The 17019-nt window shown below is 61.7% G+C and carries 14 protein-coding genes and 1 riboswitch; of the genes, 12 read left to right on the top strand and 2 right to left on the bottom strand.

Annotation, left to right across the window (positions count from 1 at the left end):
• Nucleotides 1-267: 267 nt before the first annotated feature.
• The 7 genes from cydD to KH389_RS07055 all read left to right on the top strand — a co-directional run bounded on the left by cydD (nucleotide 268) and on the right by KH389_RS07055 (nucleotide 9033).
• Nucleotides 268-1971 carry a thiol reductant ABC exporter subunit CydD gene (gene cydD / locus KH389_RS07085; protein WP_213607133.1) on the top strand — a complete coding sequence of 568 codons (1704 nt, stop codon included), beginning with the start codon at nucleotides 268-270 and terminating at the stop codon, nucleotides 1969-1971.
• Complete coding sequence (locus tag KH389_RS07080; RefSeq protein ID WP_213607132.1) at nucleotides 1956-3668, top strand: amino acid ABC transporter ATP-binding/permease protein; 1713 nt, start codon at nucleotides 1956-1958, stop codon at nucleotides 3666-3668. Before cydD ends, KH389_RS07080 begins: the two co-directional genes overlap by 16 nt.
• A gap of 33 nt (nucleotides 3669-3701) precedes the next feature.
• Entirely contained in the window at nucleotides 3702-5306 is a 1605-nt protein-coding gene (locus KH389_RS07075) for a cytochrome ubiquinol oxidase subunit I (RefSeq protein WP_213607131.1), read from the top strand.
• Between the two features lie 3 nt (nucleotides 5307-5309).
• Nucleotides 5310-6464, top strand: coding sequence for a cytochrome d ubiquinol oxidase subunit II (gene cydB / locus KH389_RS07070; protein WP_213607130.1), 1155 nt, complete (start codon nucleotides 5310-5312; stop codon nucleotides 6462-6464).
• A gap of 17 nt (nucleotides 6465-6481) precedes the next feature.
• Nucleotides 6482-6637, top strand: coding sequence for a cytochrome bd-I oxidase subunit CydX (cydX, locus tag KH389_RS27695; protein WP_213607129.1), 156 nt, complete (start codon nucleotides 6482-6484; stop codon nucleotides 6635-6637).
• 295 nt (nucleotides 6638-6932) lie between these two features.
• Nucleotides 6933-8357, top strand: a complete 1425-nt coding sequence (locus tag KH389_RS07060; protein ID WP_213607128.1) for a di-heme oxidoreductase family protein — start codon at nucleotides 6933-6935, stop codon at nucleotides 8355-8357.
• A 55-nt stretch (nucleotides 8358-8412) separates the two neighbouring features.
• Nucleotides 8413-9033, top strand: coding sequence for a class I SAM-dependent methyltransferase (locus KH389_RS07055; RefSeq protein WP_213607127.1), 621 nt, complete (start codon nucleotides 8413-8415; stop codon nucleotides 9031-9033).
• A 237-nt stretch (nucleotides 9034-9270) separates the two neighbouring features.
• On the opposite strand, the gene KH389_RS07050 is transcribed toward KH389_RS07055, so the two are convergent.
• Nucleotides 9271-10197, bottom strand: a complete 927-nt coding sequence (locus tag KH389_RS07050) for a LysR family transcriptional regulator (RefSeq protein WP_213607126.1) — start codon at nucleotides 10195-10197, stop codon at nucleotides 9271-9273.
• A 46-nt stretch (nucleotides 10198-10243) separates the two neighbouring features.
• Nucleotides 10244-10675, bottom strand: a complete 432-nt coding sequence (locus tag KH389_RS07045; protein WP_274611463.1) for a DUF2946 domain-containing protein — start codon at nucleotides 10673-10675, stop codon at nucleotides 10244-10246.
• Nucleotides 10676-11357: 682 nt separating this feature from the next.
• Here KH389_RS07045 and KH389_RS07040 point away from each other — a divergent pair.
• The 5 genes from KH389_RS07040 (at nucleotide 11358) to KH389_RS07020 (ending at nucleotide 16910) form a co-directional block, all read left to right on the top strand.
• The gene (locus KH389_RS07040; protein WP_213607124.1) at nucleotides 11358-11747 is read left to right on the top strand and encodes a DUF2946 family protein; all 390 of its coding nucleotides are present in this window, start codon (nucleotides 11358-11360) and stop codon (nucleotides 11745-11747) included.
• Nucleotides 11748-11818: 71 nt separating this feature from the next.
• Entirely contained in the window at nucleotides 11819-13972 is a 2154-nt protein-coding gene (locus KH389_RS07035; protein WP_213607123.1) for a TonB-dependent receptor, read from the top strand.
• Nucleotides 13973-13977: 5 nt separating this feature from the next.
• Nucleotides 13978-15447 (top strand): PepSY domain-containing protein, encoded by a 1470-nt coding sequence (locus tag KH389_RS07030; RefSeq protein WP_244988716.1) that lies wholly within the window; start codon nucleotides 13978-13980, stop codon nucleotides 15445-15447.
• A 37-nt stretch (nucleotides 15448-15484) separates the two neighbouring features.
• Nucleotides 15485-15688, top strand: a riboswitch (cobalamin riboswitch).
• Nucleotides 15689-15724: 36 nt separating this feature from the next.
• On the top strand, nucleotides 15725-16372 hold the full coding sequence (locus KH389_RS07025) for an energy-coupling factor ABC transporter permease (protein WP_213607121.1): 648 nt from the start codon (nucleotides 15725-15727) through the stop codon (nucleotides 16370-16372).
• Nucleotides 16373-16619: 247 nt separating this feature from the next.
• Nucleotides 16620-16910: a c-type cytochrome gene (locus KH389_RS07020; RefSeq protein WP_213607120.1), complete on the top strand. Its 291-nt coding sequence runs from the start codon at nucleotides 16620-16622 to the stop codon at nucleotides 16908-16910.
• Nucleotides 16911-17019: the final 109 nt, after the last annotated feature.

The raw sequence follows: 17019 nt of genomic DNA, 5'->3' as shown, positions 1-17019 counted from the left end.
ACTGGCTCGGCGATGGGGCCGCTCAGGTGAATGTGGGCGCTTGCTCCGCACTGCGCCGCCGAGAGTCGCTGCGACAGACCACCGCAGCCCGCTAGTTAGAGGCGGCGCAGATGGTCGGATCAGTTCCTGTGCCGGGCGTATCCGACCTCTCGGCATGGCCAAGTGCGGCGGATGGTCGCGGTTGAGCAGGCCGAGCCCCATCCCTAGAGTGCGCTCACCCTGCACAGCCCTCTCCACCCTGTGCCTTTACGTTTTTCGAGGTCACCCGTGTCGCGCCCTCAAACGGCCCCTGCCGCCCGCCAGCTCCATGTTGCCCCGGATCAGTACCAAGCTGACCGCACGGCTTGCGCGGTCCATGTCGCCGCTTCGCTATTGTGGATCATTCAGGCCGCGAGCATTGCCTGGGCCGCGCAGGGCTTGATGGAAGGGCAGGGTATGGCTCGTGTCTGGCCAGCGGCTTTGGCGTTGCTACTGACGGGTGTGATCCGCAGCCTTGCCGAGGCATGGGCTTCACGGCGGCTGTTCCAAAAAGCCCGCACGTACCTGACGGTGCTGCGGGAGCAGGCGGTGACCACCCTCGCTGCACGCTCGCCGCTCGACCTGCGACGGGTTCCGGCCGGTGAGGCGGCCAGTATCCTGGCCGAACAAGCCGAATCTATCCTGCCCTATCTGGTGCGTTATCTTCCCGTACGACAAAAACTGATGATGCAGCCTTGGCTGATAGCGGCGGCAGTGGCTTGGTATTCATGGATCGCCGCGCTGGTCCTGCTGGTCGCGGCACCAGTGATCCCACTATTCATGGCCTTGGTTGGATGGCGCGCCAAGGCGGCCAGCGAGGCGCTGTTGCTGGAGCACGGCGGCATGAACGCATTCCTGCTTGACCGCCTCAAGGGCATGACTACCCTGCGCGCACTGGATGCCGTGCCCCTCACTGCTGGTCGCCTGGACGCCGCAGCGTTGTCGCTGCGCCAGCGCACCATGCGGGTGTTACGCATCGCCTTTCTATCTTCGGCGGTACTCGAACTGTTCTCCGCCCTCGGCGTGGCACTGGTGGCGGTGTACATCGGTTTCCACCTCCTAGGCCAGGTACCTTATGGTACCTGGGGCACACCACTGACACTGGGCCAAGGATTGTTCATCCTGCTGCTCGCCCCTGCGTTCTTCGAGCCGCTGCGCGAACTGTCGGCGGTCTGGCATGACCGAGCCACGGGCATCAGCGCACTGGAGGCTTTGCAGAGCCTGGGCCGGCGAGGCAGTAAGCTAGCCGATGTTCCTTCGGGCGCTCCCTCGGCACCGGACACCGCGACGCAACCACTCATCGTGTTGAATCAGGTCAGTCTGCGCCATCCAGGCGCTGCCAAACCGATCATCGAGGACTTGTCTCTAGTTGTCGGCAAAGGCGAATGGGTAGCCTTGACCGGCCCCAGCGGCAGTGGCAAGTCCAGCATGCTGGCGGCGCTGGCAGGACTGCTAGCCGTCCAGGCGGGGACACTACAGGTCGGCGTACCTCGTAAGTGCATCGGCTGGGTCAGCCAGCAGCCCCACCTGTTCGCCACCAGCATTGCCCGGAATGTCACGCTGGGGCGCCGATTCAGCCGCGAGGCAGTCGATAGAGCGCTTGTGACCGCCTGTCTTGACCAAGTCGAGAGTGCCCGTGCCGGTAATTTCCTCGGGGAAGGCGGCGTCGGCCTGTCCGGTGGTGAAAACGTTCGTCTGGCCCTGGCCCGTGTCGCCCTCGACCCGCAGGTGGAACTGATCCTTGCCGACGAACCCACGGCGCACCTCGATCGCCAGGCTGCCGCTGGAGTCACTGCTGCCCTGCTAGATATCGCCAGGAACAAGACATTGGTGGTCGCCACCCATGATCCCCTGTTGATCGCCGCGATGGCGCGACAGATCTCGATGGACCGAGCGGCTCCTGGATCATGCGGCACACCTTGCAGGGAGGAAGCGCCATGCTATCCGGCCTGAAAGCCCGACCACTTTTCACGGTCCTGCAAATGTTCTGGTGCTTGCAGCGACGCCCCTTGCAGGCCGGTGTACTTCTGTCGGCAGTGACGGTGCTGTTCGGCATGGCGCTGCTGGGTCTGTCGGGCTGGTTCATCAGCGCGACTGCGATTGCTGGCTTGAGCGTCGCCACTGCACTGGCATTCGACGTATTCATGCCATCGGCAGGTATTCGCCTGTTCGCTTTGGGGCGCACGTTCTCACGCTATGGCGAACGCCTTATTACCCATGACGCCACACTTGCGGCGGTCGCGGTACTACGCGTACAGCTGTTTCGCGCCTGGGCCAGGCCTCACGTGGCTCGGGCCCTCGCCCTGCGGCCTAGCCGCCTGCTGTTTCGTCTGACGTGCGATATCGACGCACTGGACTCTCTGTACCTGCGCCTGTGCATTCCGCTACAGAGCGCACTGGTCGCTAGTCTCGCCGCGACGCTGGCCTTGGCGCTGATCAGCCCGGGCCTGGCTCTGGCGACTCTGATGGCCTTAGCGCTGACCGCGCTACCGACGCTTAGCTACCTGTGGATCGCTGGGCTGCGCCCGGCATGCAAGCGGGCGCTTCTGGTCGAGCGGCTACGTGGCCAGGCCGCCGACCTGCTGTCCGGTCAGACCGACCTGATGATGACAGGGCAACTCTCTGATCATTGCAGAACATTGGGTCATATCGACCGACGCCTAGCTCGCGAAGAAGACCGCTTGCACCAGTTCGATACCCGCGCCGGAATGACCTTCGGACTGCTCGGCAGCATCCTGCTTTCAGGCACTCTTGCCGTCACCGGGTGGTTGGTAACGACCGGGGCTATCGGCGTTCCTGTTGCGGTGCTGGCTGTCCTCCTGGCCCTGACGCTTGCCGAACCACTGGGGGCGTTGCGACGGGGAGCCTTCGAACTGGCGCGAACTTCGCTGGCGGCGCGGCGCCTGGTCCCGTACTTGACAGAGAACGCCGACATCACCATGACGCCACAGCGATCGGCACCAGTTCCCTGTGATCCGTTCGCCCTCAAACTGCAGGATATCCATGTCCGCCACGACGGCGCGAAACATGACTGCCTGCATGGCATCCACCTGCGCATTGCGTCGGGCGAGCGCGTCGCCCTGGTCGGTCACAGCGGCGCGGGCAAGTCGTCGCTCATGGCGGTACTGACTGGAGAACTGCAACCCCGTTTAGGCCAACTGCGCCTGATCGACCACGCCTGGTTGACCCAGCGCACCGAGCTATTCAACGACACGCTGCGTGACAACCTGTTGCTCGCCGCGCCGCATGCGCAAGATACAGCCCTGTGGGAGGCGCTGCGCATCGCCGGCCTGTTCGAGACGGTAGCCCGCCTGCCTAGTGGACTGGAGACGCGCCTCGGCGATAGCGGACTCGGCCTTTCCGCCGGACAGGCCCGTCGTCTGGCGCTGGCCCGACTTTTGTTGCGCGAGCGCGCGCTGTGGCTGCTCGACGAGCCTACCGAAGGGCTCGATAAGCCAACAGCAGAGGAAGTACTGGCCCGGCTCGCCGAACAAGGCGCGGGCCGTACCTGGCTGCTGGCCACCCACCTACGCCGCGAAGCGGCGCTGGCCGACCGCCTCGTCGTGCTGGAGCACGGCCGCATCATCCGTGAGGTTCGACGAGGCAGCTCAGGATTCGATGCGGCTCTGGATGAGCTACGTCCCGATTGAAAATCCGTTTGACCTGATTAGAGGAAAGAAAAGATGGAGCTGGATATCGTCAGCCTGTCGCGATTGCAATTCGCGCTCACGGCGCTGTACCACTTCTTGTTTGTGCCCTTGACCCTGGGGCTGTCCATTCTGGTTGCCATCATGGAAACCATCTATGTGATGACCGGGCGAGTTGTTTGGCGCCAGATGACCAAGTTCTGGGGCACCCTGTTCGGCATCAACTTCGTTATGGGCGTGGCCACCGGGATCGTCATGGAGTTCCAGTTCGGAATGAACTGGAGCTACTACAGCCATTATGTCGGCGACATTTTCGGCGCGCCCCTCGCCATTGAGGGCTTGATGGCGTTCTTCCTGGAGGCAACCTTCGTCGGTTTGTTCTTCTTCGGTTGGGACAAACTGACCCAGGTGAAGCACTTGATAGCCACCTGGCTGATGGCTATCGGTACCAACTTTTCGGCGCTGTGGATCCTGATCGCCAACGGCTGGATGCAGAACCCGGTTGGCGCGGCTTTCAATCCGCAAACCATGCGCATGGAGGTCAATGACTTCTTCGCCGTACTGACCAATCCGGTGGCACAGGCGAAATTCGTCCATACGGTGTCTGCCGGCTATGTCTGTGGGGCAATCTTCGTCCTCGGCATCTCCGCATGGTATCTACTCAAGGGCAGGCACGTGGACCTGGCCAAGCGCTCGATGACCGTTGCGGCGTCGTTCGGCTTGGCCTCATCGCTCTCGGTGGTGGTGCTGGGCGATGAAAGCGGCTACCTGTCCAACGAACACCAGAAGATGAAGCTGGCCGCAATCGAAGCCATGTGGGAAACCGAACCGGCTCCGGCGCCGTTCACCGCTTTTGGCTTTCCCGATCAGGACGCTCGTGAAACCCACTACGCCGTGCATATCCCCATCGTCATGGGCCTGATCGGCACCCGCTCGCTCACCGAGGAGGTACCGGGCATCAATGACCTGGTCAAGCGAGCCGAGACCCGCATTCGCCAAGGCATACTGGCCTACGATGCGCTGGAGAGCATCCGCTTGGCCGGTTCGACCACACATCTCGATCCTGAGCTCAAGCAGGCCTTCGAAGCCAATGGCAGCGAACTGGGCTATGCCTTATTGCTCAAGCGCTATGTTGACGACCCTCGCCAAGCCAGCGAAGAACAGATCACCAAGGCGGCCTGGGATACCGTTCCTCATGTCGCCCCGCTGTTCTGGTCGTTCCGCGTGATGGTTGGTCTGGGGATGCTGTTCATCGCCCTGACTGCCGCGTTCTTCTGGCTCTCGGCCCGTCATCGCCTGGAGCAGCATCGCTGGTTACTCAAACTCGCCGTACTGGCCATTCCGCTGCCCTGGGTAGCGATCGAGGCCGGTTGGCTGGTGGCCGAGTATGGACGCCAACCCTGGGTGATCGAAGGTGTGCTGCCTACCGCCATGGCCGTGTCCAACCTGGGCATCAAGACCCTGCTATTGAGCATCGCTGGTTTCGTAGCGATCTACAGCGTGCTTTTCGTCGTGGAGATGAAGCTTATGCTCAAGGCCGTCAGGCAGGGCCCGGAACTGGAGCCTGAACAAGTCCCGGTCGTGACACCGACACTTGCCAGCGTGGCGACCCGTCAACCCCTTTACGCACCCGCGGAGTGAAGCATGATTCTGCATGAGCTATTGAACTACGACACCCTGCGGCTGATCTGGTGGGTACTGCTTGGCGTGCTGCTGGTGGGCTTCGCCGTGATGGGCGGCTTCGACCTGGGAACCGGCGCTCTGTTGCCCTTCATTGCCAGGACGGATACTGAACGACGCGTGGTCATCAACGCTGTCGGACCCACCTGGGAAGGCAACCAGGTCTGGCTGATCCTCGGCGGCGGAGCAATATTTGCCGCCTGGCCCCAGTTGTATGCAGTGTCCTTCTCCGGCTTTTACCTGGCGATGTTTCTGCTGTTGGTAGCCTTGATCGTGCGCCCCGTAGCCTTCAAGTACCGCAGCAAGCGTGCTTCGCAAACCTGGCGCCAGACCTGGGATTGGCTGCTGTTCTTTGGTGGTTTCGTTCCGGCACTGCTATGTGGCGTCGCAGTGGGCAACGTACTTCTGGGCGTCCCGTTTCGCCTGACCCCGGAGATGTACATCTTCTATGAGGGAAGCTTTTTCGATCTGCTCAACCCGTTTGCTTTGCTTTGCGGACTACTGTCGGTAAGCATGCTGGTGGCCCATGGTGCTGCCTGGTTGCGGATCAAGACCGAGGGTGCCGTGGCGGAGCGCGCCCGTGTGCTTGGCAGCGCCAGTGCGCTGGTAAGCATCGCCCTGTACGCTGCAGCGGGAGTTGCGCTGTGGTACGGCGTGCAGGGCTACACCATTACTTCCCCCATCGATCCAAGCGGTCCCTCGAATCCCCTATTCAAGAGCGCGGCTGTTGCACCCGGAGCCTGGTTGCAGAACTACCGCCAACACGGCTGGACGATGTTGGCACCGGCTGCGGGGTTCGTTGGCCTGCTCCTCGCCTTCGTGCTGATGCGTGCACGCCGTGACATCGCGACCATCCTGGCAACCAGCCTGGGCATCAGCGGCATTGTGATATCCGTGGGCGCCTCGATGTTCCCGTTCATCCTGCCATCCACTCTCGATCCACGCTTCAGCCTGACCGTCTGGGATTCGTCGTCCAGTCACCTGACCCTGTTCATCATGCTGGTCTGCACACTGATCTTCATGCCACTGATCATCGCCTACACGGCATGGGTATATCGGGTGCTGTGGGGCAAGGTGGACGTCAAGGCCATCGAGAATGGCAGTCATCACGCGTATTGATTCAAAGGAGCATTGGCATGTGGTATTTCGCCTGGTTACTCGGACTGCCGCTGGCAGCCGCTTTCGCCGTCCTCAACGGCATGTGGTTCGAACTCACCGAGGACAGTATGGTGCGGCGGGCCTTGATGCATGACGTTGCCTCGACCCCAAACCCGGGCGAGGACGCTGGCTAGGCCAGCGGTTTGCTTCAACGCCGTGCCCATGCACACCGCCCCCTGAGGGAGGGCGGTGTAAAGGTCAAGATGGTCCAGTGAACTGCCGACCTCATGAAATGGACCGAAGCACTGGCATCAACCAATGGCTGAGTGGCGCGGCACACCCGCGCCATCTGCGACATCCGACCGCAGGCCGGCAGCACGTGCCCCTCCGGTGCAGGGGCAAGCGCAGGTGCGGCGGGTTGTCGCAGTCCTGGCGGCTCGAGACCGGTTGTTAGAATTTCCAGCCACGCTTGAAGTTGTGACTCCCCCAATGCGCATGTCCCTCCCGATTGTCCTCTTGGCGCTTGCCAGTCTGCTGTCTGCCTGTAACAACGCCGACGATTTCGCCAAGGTCGAACCTGGCGAGCCGCTTTCCAGCGGCGCGACCACTGTCCACCGCAACGACAAGGACGCTTTCTCCATGCCGGCAGCAAACCTCTCGCCGTTACGGCGCATGGACTTTTTTGTCGGTAACGCGTTTTTCCGTGGCGCATGGCGTCCGGCCATCGACGCTCAGGGAGCCACCACTGGTGGGCGTTCGGGCCTGGGGCCGCTGTTCAACACTGACTCCTGCCAGAGCTGCCATATCAAGGATGGTCGAGGTGCAGCGCCTGCCGAAAACAGCACTGGTCCGGCACTTTCCTCGCTGGTGCGACTGTCGATCCCGGCGGGACCAACAGACAAGGATCTGCTCAAGCGCCTGGGCGTGGTGCCGGAACCGACCTACGGCGGACAATTGCAGGACATGGCTATCAGCGGCCATGCGCCCGAGGGACGGGTATCGCTTAGCTACACCACAGTGCAGGTCGAACTGGCTGAAAACGAGCAGGTGGAGTTACGTAAACCGCGCTTTACCATCGAGGACCCGGGATATGGGCCGTTCCATCCTCATACCCTGATGTCACTGCGGGTGGCTCCGCCCATGATTGGGCTGGGGCTGCTGGAGGCTATCGGCGAGGAAGACCTGCGTGACAACGTCATCCGCCAAATGGCCAGCGGCAGCCCGGTCAACGGTCATCTCAACCGGGTCTGGGACGATGCCTTGCAGACGACTGTGACAGGTCGTTTCGGCTGGAAGGCCGGCCAGCCCAACCTGAACCAGCAGAACGCCCATGCGTTCGCCGGTGACATGGGGCTGACCAGTACGTTGATTCCCTCCGATGACTGCACGACACATCAGCCCGAGTGCCGTGATGCCCCCTCTGCCGGAGTGCCCGAAGTCAAGGACAAGGTCCTGGCCAGCGTCTTGTTCTACACCCAGACCCTAGGCGTCCCCGCGCGAAGGGGCGCTGATAGTCAGGGTGTGCTCCAGGGTAAGGCGTTGTTCCATCGCTCAGGATGCGCAGAATGCCATCGGCCCTCCTACGTGACCGGGCAACACCCCGTTCCCGAACTTTCTGGCCAGCGAATCTTTCCCTATACCGACTTGCTCCTCCATGACATGGGCGAAGGCCTGGCCGATGGTCGCCCCGAGTTCCAGGCTTCCGGTCGCGAGTGGCGAACGCCGCCGTTATGGGGTATCGGCCTGACGCAAGCCGTGAGTGGTCATAGCCAGTTCCTCCATGATGGACGTGCCCGCACACTGCTTGAGGCCATTCTCTGGCACGACGGCGAAGCCGCCGGGTCACGCAAAGCAGTACAAGCCATGAGCCGGGTGGAGCGCAAGGCGCTGCTGGAATTTCTGCAGTCGTTGTAATTCATGAAACCGTTGTGGATGCTTTTGGGAAGCGACCAGCCATGGGAGGAAGGGAATGTCTGCCAACGATTCGCAACGAGCGGCATCATGGGCAAGCTACTATCGACATCATGAGAACCGCCCTGCATCAGCACTGCTCCACAACGCCATGGATAGCGTGGGACCAGCGCACTGCAAGCAGGCGATCGACCTGGGCTGCGGTGCGGGCAATGAAACCTTCGCACTGCTGAAGGCCGGCTGGAGGGTGCTGGCTATTGACCAGGCCCCGCAATCCATTCTAAGGGTCCAGTCAATCGGAGCGGGATTCGCGCCCGGCAGCCTACAGGTCATGCATGAACGCTTCGAAACGCTCAAGTATTTGCCTGAGGCCCAGCTGATCCATGCCGGGATGGCTTTGCCGTTCTGTCATCCGGCGAGCTTCATGCACTTTTGGGGACTCATCGTCGACGCGCTACGGCCCGATGGAGTGTTCGTCGGCCAATTGTTCGGCGATCGCGACGACTGGAGCCACGACTGCACAAGGACGTTCCACAGTGAAGGCGAAGCGCGCGCCTTGTTGAACGGTCTGGAACTGATCACCTTCAATGCCCTGGAGTATGACGGCAACAGCCTGCGAGGTCCGAAGCACTGGCACCTCTTTGAAATTATTGCGCGCAAACCCAGGAACTGCAGTTGAGCAACTTCATGCCCTGTGCCTTGCGCAGAAACAGAAGAGCCAGGCACTGAGGCCTGGCTCTTCACCGGCTAGATGAAAACCTGCCAAGGAAAACATCGGACCGGCACAAAGATTAGCACTTACGGCTGCACAGACCAGGCTGCGACGATACGCCACACCCAGTCCCGCAGCCTCTTTCGCAAAAGGACAGCCTGCACAGCATGCGTCAGGTTGTCGCACCAGGCGACTGCGCCACAATCAAGCACACAGTAATGCCGCATCACCCGCCAGCATGCCCGGAAGATGGCAGACCAGATGGTCAACCCAGGTGCTGGTCCTGACATCAGGGCGCCGGGCGGATGGATACAACGCATAGATACCGCAGCGACCTGACCGATAGTCCGTCATTACCTGCACCAAGGTACCGCTGCGCAAGGCCGGGGCCGCTGCATATGCCGGGAGCAGGCCGATACCCAGCGCACAGGTCAGCGCCGAACGCATCGCTTCTTCGGAGTCCACCCGTAGAGGCGACTCGGCCAGTGATACCTGCGCACGGCCATGCGGGCCGTAAAGCACCCATTCGTCAACTGGCCGGGAAGGATCGCAGAAGCCAAGGCAGGCATGCTGACGTAGGTCTTCCGGTGTTTCAGGGGTGCCAGCGACCCGCAGATAGTCTGGCGAGGCGCACAGGATACCGTGCGTTGCGCCCAGCTCCTTGACCCCGTAGGAGACCACCGGCGGTGTTTCCTGCAGCAGGATCGACATGTCATAGCCCTCTTCCAGCAAGTCAGGCATGTGATTGGACATGGTCAGATTGAAAGTCACTTGCGGGTAGCGTTTGCGATAACGGTTGATCAGGTCCATGACATAACTCTGCCCCAGGCCGTGCATGGCGTGAATCCGCAACTGACCGACCGGGCGACTGTGCTGTTGCTGCACCTCATCCTCGGCAACCTCCACCAGGCTCAATATCTGCTCGCAACGCTCCAGGTAAAGCTTGCCGGCTTCGGTCAGGGCGATGCGCCGGGTTGTTCGGTTGAGCAGGCGGATATGCAGGTGTGCTTCGAGGTTGGCGAGCATGCGCGAGATATTCGCGGTGGTAGTCTCCAGCCGTGCGGCTGCGGCGGTCAGACTTCCGGTATGCACGACGTAACTGAACGCGCGCATGACTTGCAGTACATCCATCTTAAATGGTCTCGATAATACCGAAGGATGGCATCGGCCGACCGGTTCAGGCACCCACGGCGATGCGTTTCTCGTTGCAGGCGAGCCTGCGAGAGGAAGCGCCTTGCACCGGAGATGCCCGCGGATTCGAGGTTGGCCAGCAATCACGGGGGGACGGCTGGAAAGCACAAAAGAGTTCCGGCAGCGACGTCGACGCCAGCGTTGGCGGGAACAGCGCTGGCGGCCTGGCCAAGGGCATCGGACCATGTGCCTGGGAGCAGCAGCAATGACCTTGCCCGGTCAGTCTGGAACTGTCGTTGTCATCCTTGTCGAAGGCCAAGGGACGATACTGCGTACCGCCTGAGGAGCAATAACTGCCCGAAAGCAACTGCGCCAGACTCAGCTGCCCGAAGGCTGCCGCCATTGGCAAGGTCGTGATCTCCAGAACGATGGCGAGCAACGCAACCACCCAGGTGTTGTCCCTGGTAGTTCTGTGCATGCCGCAGCGCATTGCCATTACCCTGGTCTCAACTGCGCCCGGCGGGTTGCTGGCGGTTCAATAGCCGTCCCGAACGGTCAGTGTGAAACGACAAGGCTTGCCGTAGAAGTTATGGCAGTTGGGTGTGCTCAGCGAAGGGTAGTAGCGGCGATTAAAAAAATTGACCATGTGCAGTTCCAGGCTGTGTTGCTTGTCCAGCTCTCTGACTAGAGTCTTTCAGCCGACCCAGGAGCGCCACTGCGCGGGGAGGGCACTCTAATATCGCTCTGTAGCGGGCAGAAACTGTGACAACCCGCCGCACGGTCCAGGAGCGCCAGATGAAAAAGGCCGGGGTCCTTGTGGAGCCCGGCGCTGGCGACGCGCTGTAAACCTGCCAGGGAACCTTCACGTCGTGCCCGAACAGTAGCATGGAGGCCTCGCGCCACTGGCCTGCGGCAACTCGCCACAGCATCCTGGAGAAGAGGCCATCAATGACGGGCACCGCGCAACGGCTGCGGCGGACGGTCGCACCGCTCGCAGTCGCACGCGGTTATACGGCTGGCTTGCTATGGCGCTTCATCGGCTTGACGCATGGCTTACCCATAATCCATCCGAATGTTTTTGCAGGGCGTGTAGTGCTTTACGGATACAAATAGATACAATTCGCCACCCCGTACCTTGTCTCGTCGATTCGAGTCTTCCCATGAACCTAGTCCGCCACCACAAAGCGCCGATCGCCTGGATGCTGTATTTCAGCGTTCTGTTCGGCTCATTGCTGTGCGCCATGGGCCATGGCCAGATGGCTGGCCTGAGCCTGAGCGGCCTGGACGATGGGGAGTATTGCTCACTCGACGGCAGCAGCCCGTTCAAGGGCGACAACGACCTTGGCTCGCACTCGCTGCCGATGACCAGCGACTGCGTGATCGCCAGCCTGTTCGGCGCCACCCTGCTGGCCGCTTTCTTCGGTTTGCTCGCCCTGCTGGCCGGCGAGTCGATCAACCTCCTGCCACGCCAGCCGATGCGGCTACTGCCGAGGCAACGCTGGCCCTTGCTCAATCCCCGAGCCTCTCCCGCGCTGTTTCCCGTGCTCTGAAAACGCTGCGCACTGGCCGTCGATGACGATCGGCTGGCACGTGCCGATCTCTTTCCAGCCTGGAAACCCTTATGTTTCGCATGACCACCCTGGCGCTGCTTGTTGGCAGCGCATCCTGCGCCTGGGCGCAGGACAATGCCCTGACCCTGCCTACCAGCACAGTGAGCGCCATGGCCGACACGGCCAGTCAAGCCACCAGTCTCGACCTCGACCGCCCCATCGACAGCGGTTCGAACCTGAACCTCAGCGCCCGGGAAAACCCGGCCTCGGTCAGTGTGGCCGATCGCAAGACCATGGAGCGTATTGGCGCGCGGACCTTCCAGGATGCCGCCAATGCCCTGCCCGGGGTGAATGCCTCCGCGCCACCCGGCTGGGGCGGGTATGTGGCGTATCGCGGCTTCAACGGTGCCCAGATCAGTCAGTTGTTCAACGGCATCAACTTGCAGTATGGCGGCGCAGCACGCCCGGTCGGCGCGTGGATCTACGACCGCGTCGAACTGCTCGGCGGTCCGTCGTCTTTCCTCAATGGCAGCGGCGCGGTAGGCGGTAGCCTGAACGTCATCACCAAGCTCGCTGATCGTGACGAAGATACGTTCGAAGGACGAGTCAGTTACGGCCGCTACGACACCATGGAAACCTCGGTCGGCTTCAACAAAGCGCTCAACACAGGCGACGGGCCGCGCCACTACGCCCGCCTCGACTACAGCCGCACCAGCACCAACAGCTATATCGATCGCCAGGAAAATGGCGCCGGAAACCTGGCCTTCTCGCTGCTAAGCGATATCAACGACCAGCTCTCGCACACGCTGGCCCTCGAGTACCTGGAAGAAAAGGAAGACAGCCCCTACTGGGGTACGCCGGTGCTGCAACCGCTGGTGGGCGAGTTGCACATCGACAAACACGACCGCTTCAACAACTACAACGTCGAAGACGGCCGCTACGAACAGCGCACCCGCTGGCTGAGATCGATCACCGAGTACCGTTTCGACGATTCCACCCGTTTGCATAACACCTTCTACCACTACGACGGCCAACGCGATTACCGCAACCTTGAGGTCTATCGCTACAACGCCGACAACAGCACCATCGCCCGCTCCGGCGGTTATCGCCAGCGCCATGACCAGGAGGTCAATGGCAACCGCATCGACCTGAGCCACCAAGGCCAGCTGTTTGGCCTGGCCAGCGACTGGGCCTTCGGTGTCGACTACAACCGCAACCAGCAGACCAACTACCCGCTATCCAAGGGCGCCTTCGACACGGTCGACCCTAGCGCCTTCGATCCAGATCGCTTCCTAGATATCCCAGGCATGGACGCGCCGCGCAGCAAAGGCCGCAGCACCACCACCGACACCTCGTCGCTGTTCGTCGAGAACCGTACCCGCCTGACCGACCAACTGTCCCTGATCAGCGCCCTGCGCTACGACCACATCGACTTCGATGTCGTCGACCATGTCGCCCGCACCAGCCTCGACCGGCGCTGGGACGCTATCACCGGACGCTTGGGCCTTGTCTACGACCTGACTTCCAACCTGAGCCTGTATACACAATACAGCACCTCGGCCGAGCCGCCGGGCGGTACCCTGACCAGCGCCTCGATCAGCCAGGTCGGCGACTTCGACCTGAGCACCGGGCGCCAGGTCGAGGTTGGCAGCAAGTTCGACTTCCTCGACGGGCGCGGCTCGGCGACCGCCGCAGCCTACCGCATCGTGCGCAAGAACATCTCGGTGCCGTCCTCGACCGTGCCAAACACCACCGAGCAGGCCGGCCAGCAAACCTCCACCGGTATAGAGCTGGCAGCTTCGTTCAAGGTCACCCCGCAACTGCTGGCCGCCGGCAATTTCAGCTGGGTCAACGCCGAATACGACGAATTCAACGAAACCGTCAGTGGCGTGGTGTATTCACGCAAGGGCAAGAACCCGGTCAACATTCCTGAGCGCACCGCCAACCTCTGGCTGACCTACGACCTTGCTCCCGGCTGGCAGGTCGGTGCCGATGCCCGCTATGTATCATCGGTCTACGCCAACACCGCCAATACCATGTGGGTGCCGTCCTACACCTTGTACGGCTTGTCCATGACCCATGATTTGGACAAGCACGTTCAGCTCAGCGCGCGCCTGCGCAACCTGACCGATGAGGTCTACGCGCGTTTCATCCACCAGACCAACACCCAGTACTACGTGGGTGAACCACGCAGCCTGGAAGTCGCCGTGCAGTGGCGCTATTGATGAAGCTGAAGCGCCAACTCTATCTATGGCACCGCTGGCTAGGCATCGTCACCTGCCTGTTCATGGCGCTGTGGTTCGTCTCAGGGGTGGTCATGCTGTACGTCGGCTACCCCAAGCTGACTCCGACCGAGCGCCTGGCGCACCTGCCCGTCCTGCCGGCGGGCTGTTGCGCCGAGCTACCGGCACGTTGGGTCGACGAACCACTGCAGGCGCTGCGCTTGAGCAGCCTCGGCGGACGCCCGTACTACTTGCTCGACCTGGCCGATGGTCGCCGCGTGGCACTCGACGCCGCCAACGGTGAGCTGCTAACCAGTGTTGATGCACGATGGGCACTGGCCAGTGCCCGGCAATACGCCGGTGACGTGCCACTCCAGTACCGGGGCAGCCTCGACGAAGACATGTGGACCCACTCCCGAGCGCTCGATGCTGAAAGACCGTTGCAGCGGGTTGAAGTCGGCGATGCAGCGTGCACCTGGCTGTACCTGTCGGGCAGGACCGGCGAGGTAGTGCGCGATGCCAGCGCTCAGGAGCGCACGTGGAACTGGATCGGCGCCTGGCTGCACTGGCTCTACCCGTTGCGCGGCGGTTTCGGCTTCGACAATGGCTGGCGCACGCTGGTGATCGGCCTGTCTCTGCTGGGCACTCTGATGGCGCTGCTTGGGATGGTGGTTGGCGTCATGCGGGTTCGCCTGCGTACGCGCTACCGCAGCGGCTCCTGCAGTCCCTATCCGGGCGGCTGGTTACGTTGGCACCACATCGGCGGCCTGTTGTTCGGAGTCGTCGTGGTGACATGGGTGTTCAGCGGACTGATGTCGATGCGCCCCTGGGGCCTGACCGACAGCCACTCTCGCCTGGACATTAGCGCCTTGCAGCAAGGACTGCTACGAGCTACGGATATCGGCCAGAGCGTGAAACAGGCACTGGCCAGCCTGGACCAGGAAGCCGCTTTCAGGACGGTTGAATTGCAATGGCGGCGTCTTGGCGAAAACACCTACCTGGTGGCGCGCAACGCAGTAGGGGACAGCCGGATCCTCGAACTAGGCGCTCTGCCCGCCAGGCAGCTGCAACGCGAGCGACTGGAAGCTGCAGCACGAGCCATCTCGCCGCAAACATCGCTGCGCGTCGACTGGCAGACTGGCTACGACTTCCATTACTTCGCCCGTGATGCCCAGAGCATGTATGGCTTCCAGCCCCGGCCACTGCCGGTATTGCGCCTGCGCTTCGAGGACCCCGCCGGGACCTGGATCTACCTGGACCCTGCCAGCGGTGAACTGGTTGCCAGTCACGATCTCACGCAACGCACCGGGCGCTGGCTGTTCAATCTGCTGCACAGCTGGGATTGGCAACCGCTCCTGCAACGGCCCGCTTTACGCGAGAGCATGATCATCGGCTTCAGCCTTGGCGGAACGGTCATAGCCCTGAGCGGCGTAGTTCTCGGCTGGCGCAGATTATGGCGAATACGACCGCGCCGCTGAGAACGACAGGCGCTTAGCGAATACGTTTAGCAACACTACCCTTGCAGCGTCTGCCGGTTGTGACGCAAGACACAGGCAACAGGGAAGCGGGCAAGCCTCCACAAAGGCGATTCCCGCGCTGCCCCCGCAACTGTGAGCGGAGAGTACGGACGCAACATGCCACTGGTCCATTTCGACCGGGAAGGCGCGTCCGCTACGACGACCCGCGAGCCAGGAAACCTGCCGCAGGCAGCCCGCTGGGCTTTTCTAAAAATCGCATCACTCGGAGGGAGTAACGATGCATATCGAACCTGGCGTATTGAACGCCGCGAAAGTGCTGTACGCCAACGTCACCGCCCTGGGCACCCTGGCCGTCTTTGCGCCACGCCTGCTAAAGCGACCCGACGATATTCTCAAGACCGTCCTGGCAGCGGTGTTCTTCTCGATCTTCATGGAAGTCTTCCATCTCCCCGTCGGTGCCTCCGAACTGCATTTCGTTGGCGCCTCGGCGGTGTACTTCGTGTTCGGCTTCGTCCCCACGCTGCTGGGCTTTGCAATAGGCCTGCTGCTTCAGGGGATGCTGTTCGAGCCACAGGACCTGGTGCATTTGGGAGTGAACTCGCTGTCGTTGATGCTGCCGCTGATCACTGCTCACTACACGCTTGGCAGGCGATTCTTCAATGAGGGCGGTCATAGCATCCGCTGGGCTGAGGTAGTCCGCTTCGACGCTCTGTACTACACGGGCGTGGTGCTCATGGTCGGATTCTGGCTGTCCTTGGGCGAAGAGCCGACGCCGCTTCACAACTGGGCATTGTTCGCCCTGTCATACCTGCCACTGGTTTTGTGCGAACCGTTGTTCACCTGCCTGGTGGTGCGCACCCTCAAGCGCCATGCCGATAGTCTGCTGGTCTCCCGCTTGACCTGCGTGAAGTCGCTGGCTGTCTGACTTCGACCTAAGTGTCCATCTGACACCGACACGAGCTGGGGCTGAATTCAGTCCCGGCTTTTTAATGGCGCCAATTTCGTGAATGAAATCGAGGGTGCGACAGTAGGTCGCACCTCGATCGCTCATCGCCGACCTGCCTCACAGGCTCGCGACTAGCGGAAAAGGTGCGTCATACGGTCGCAACTGACATCTGCGGCAAGCTTCATACACTCCGCTCTTTCCAATAAGAAAACCTGAGAGGCCATTCATGAAAAAGACATTGGTGATGCTCGCTTGCCTGGCAGTGGCGAGCCTGGCACAGGCAGCGCAAGATCCGGAGGCGGTATTCAATCGAGCCTGCCAGATGTGCCACAACGGCCAATTGCCAATGGCTCCTAAGAAAGGCGACGCCGAAGCCTGGAAGCCTCGACTGGCGCAGGGCAGCGAGGTACTGGTCAAACACGTTACCGAAGGCTTCAACGCCATGCCGCCACGTGGCCTGTGCATGGACTGCACGGCCGAGGACTACAAGGCCGTGATCGACTACATGTCAAAGTGATCCAGGTACCAGGGCCGAACTGGGGTACCTGCGAAGGGGTAAGTTCGGTGCGGCAGGCTGTCGCACCGGACGTAACACACAAGCATTGCTAGACTCCCGCATCGAACTA

This window comes from Pseudomonas qingdaonensis (genome assembly GCF_018398475.1).
In the GTDB taxonomy this organism is placed as follows: Bacteria; Pseudomonadota; Gammaproteobacteria; order Pseudomonadales; family Pseudomonadaceae; genus Aquipseudomonas; species Aquipseudomonas palmensis.
This window is presented reverse-complemented; position numbering and strand designations above follow the sequence as displayed.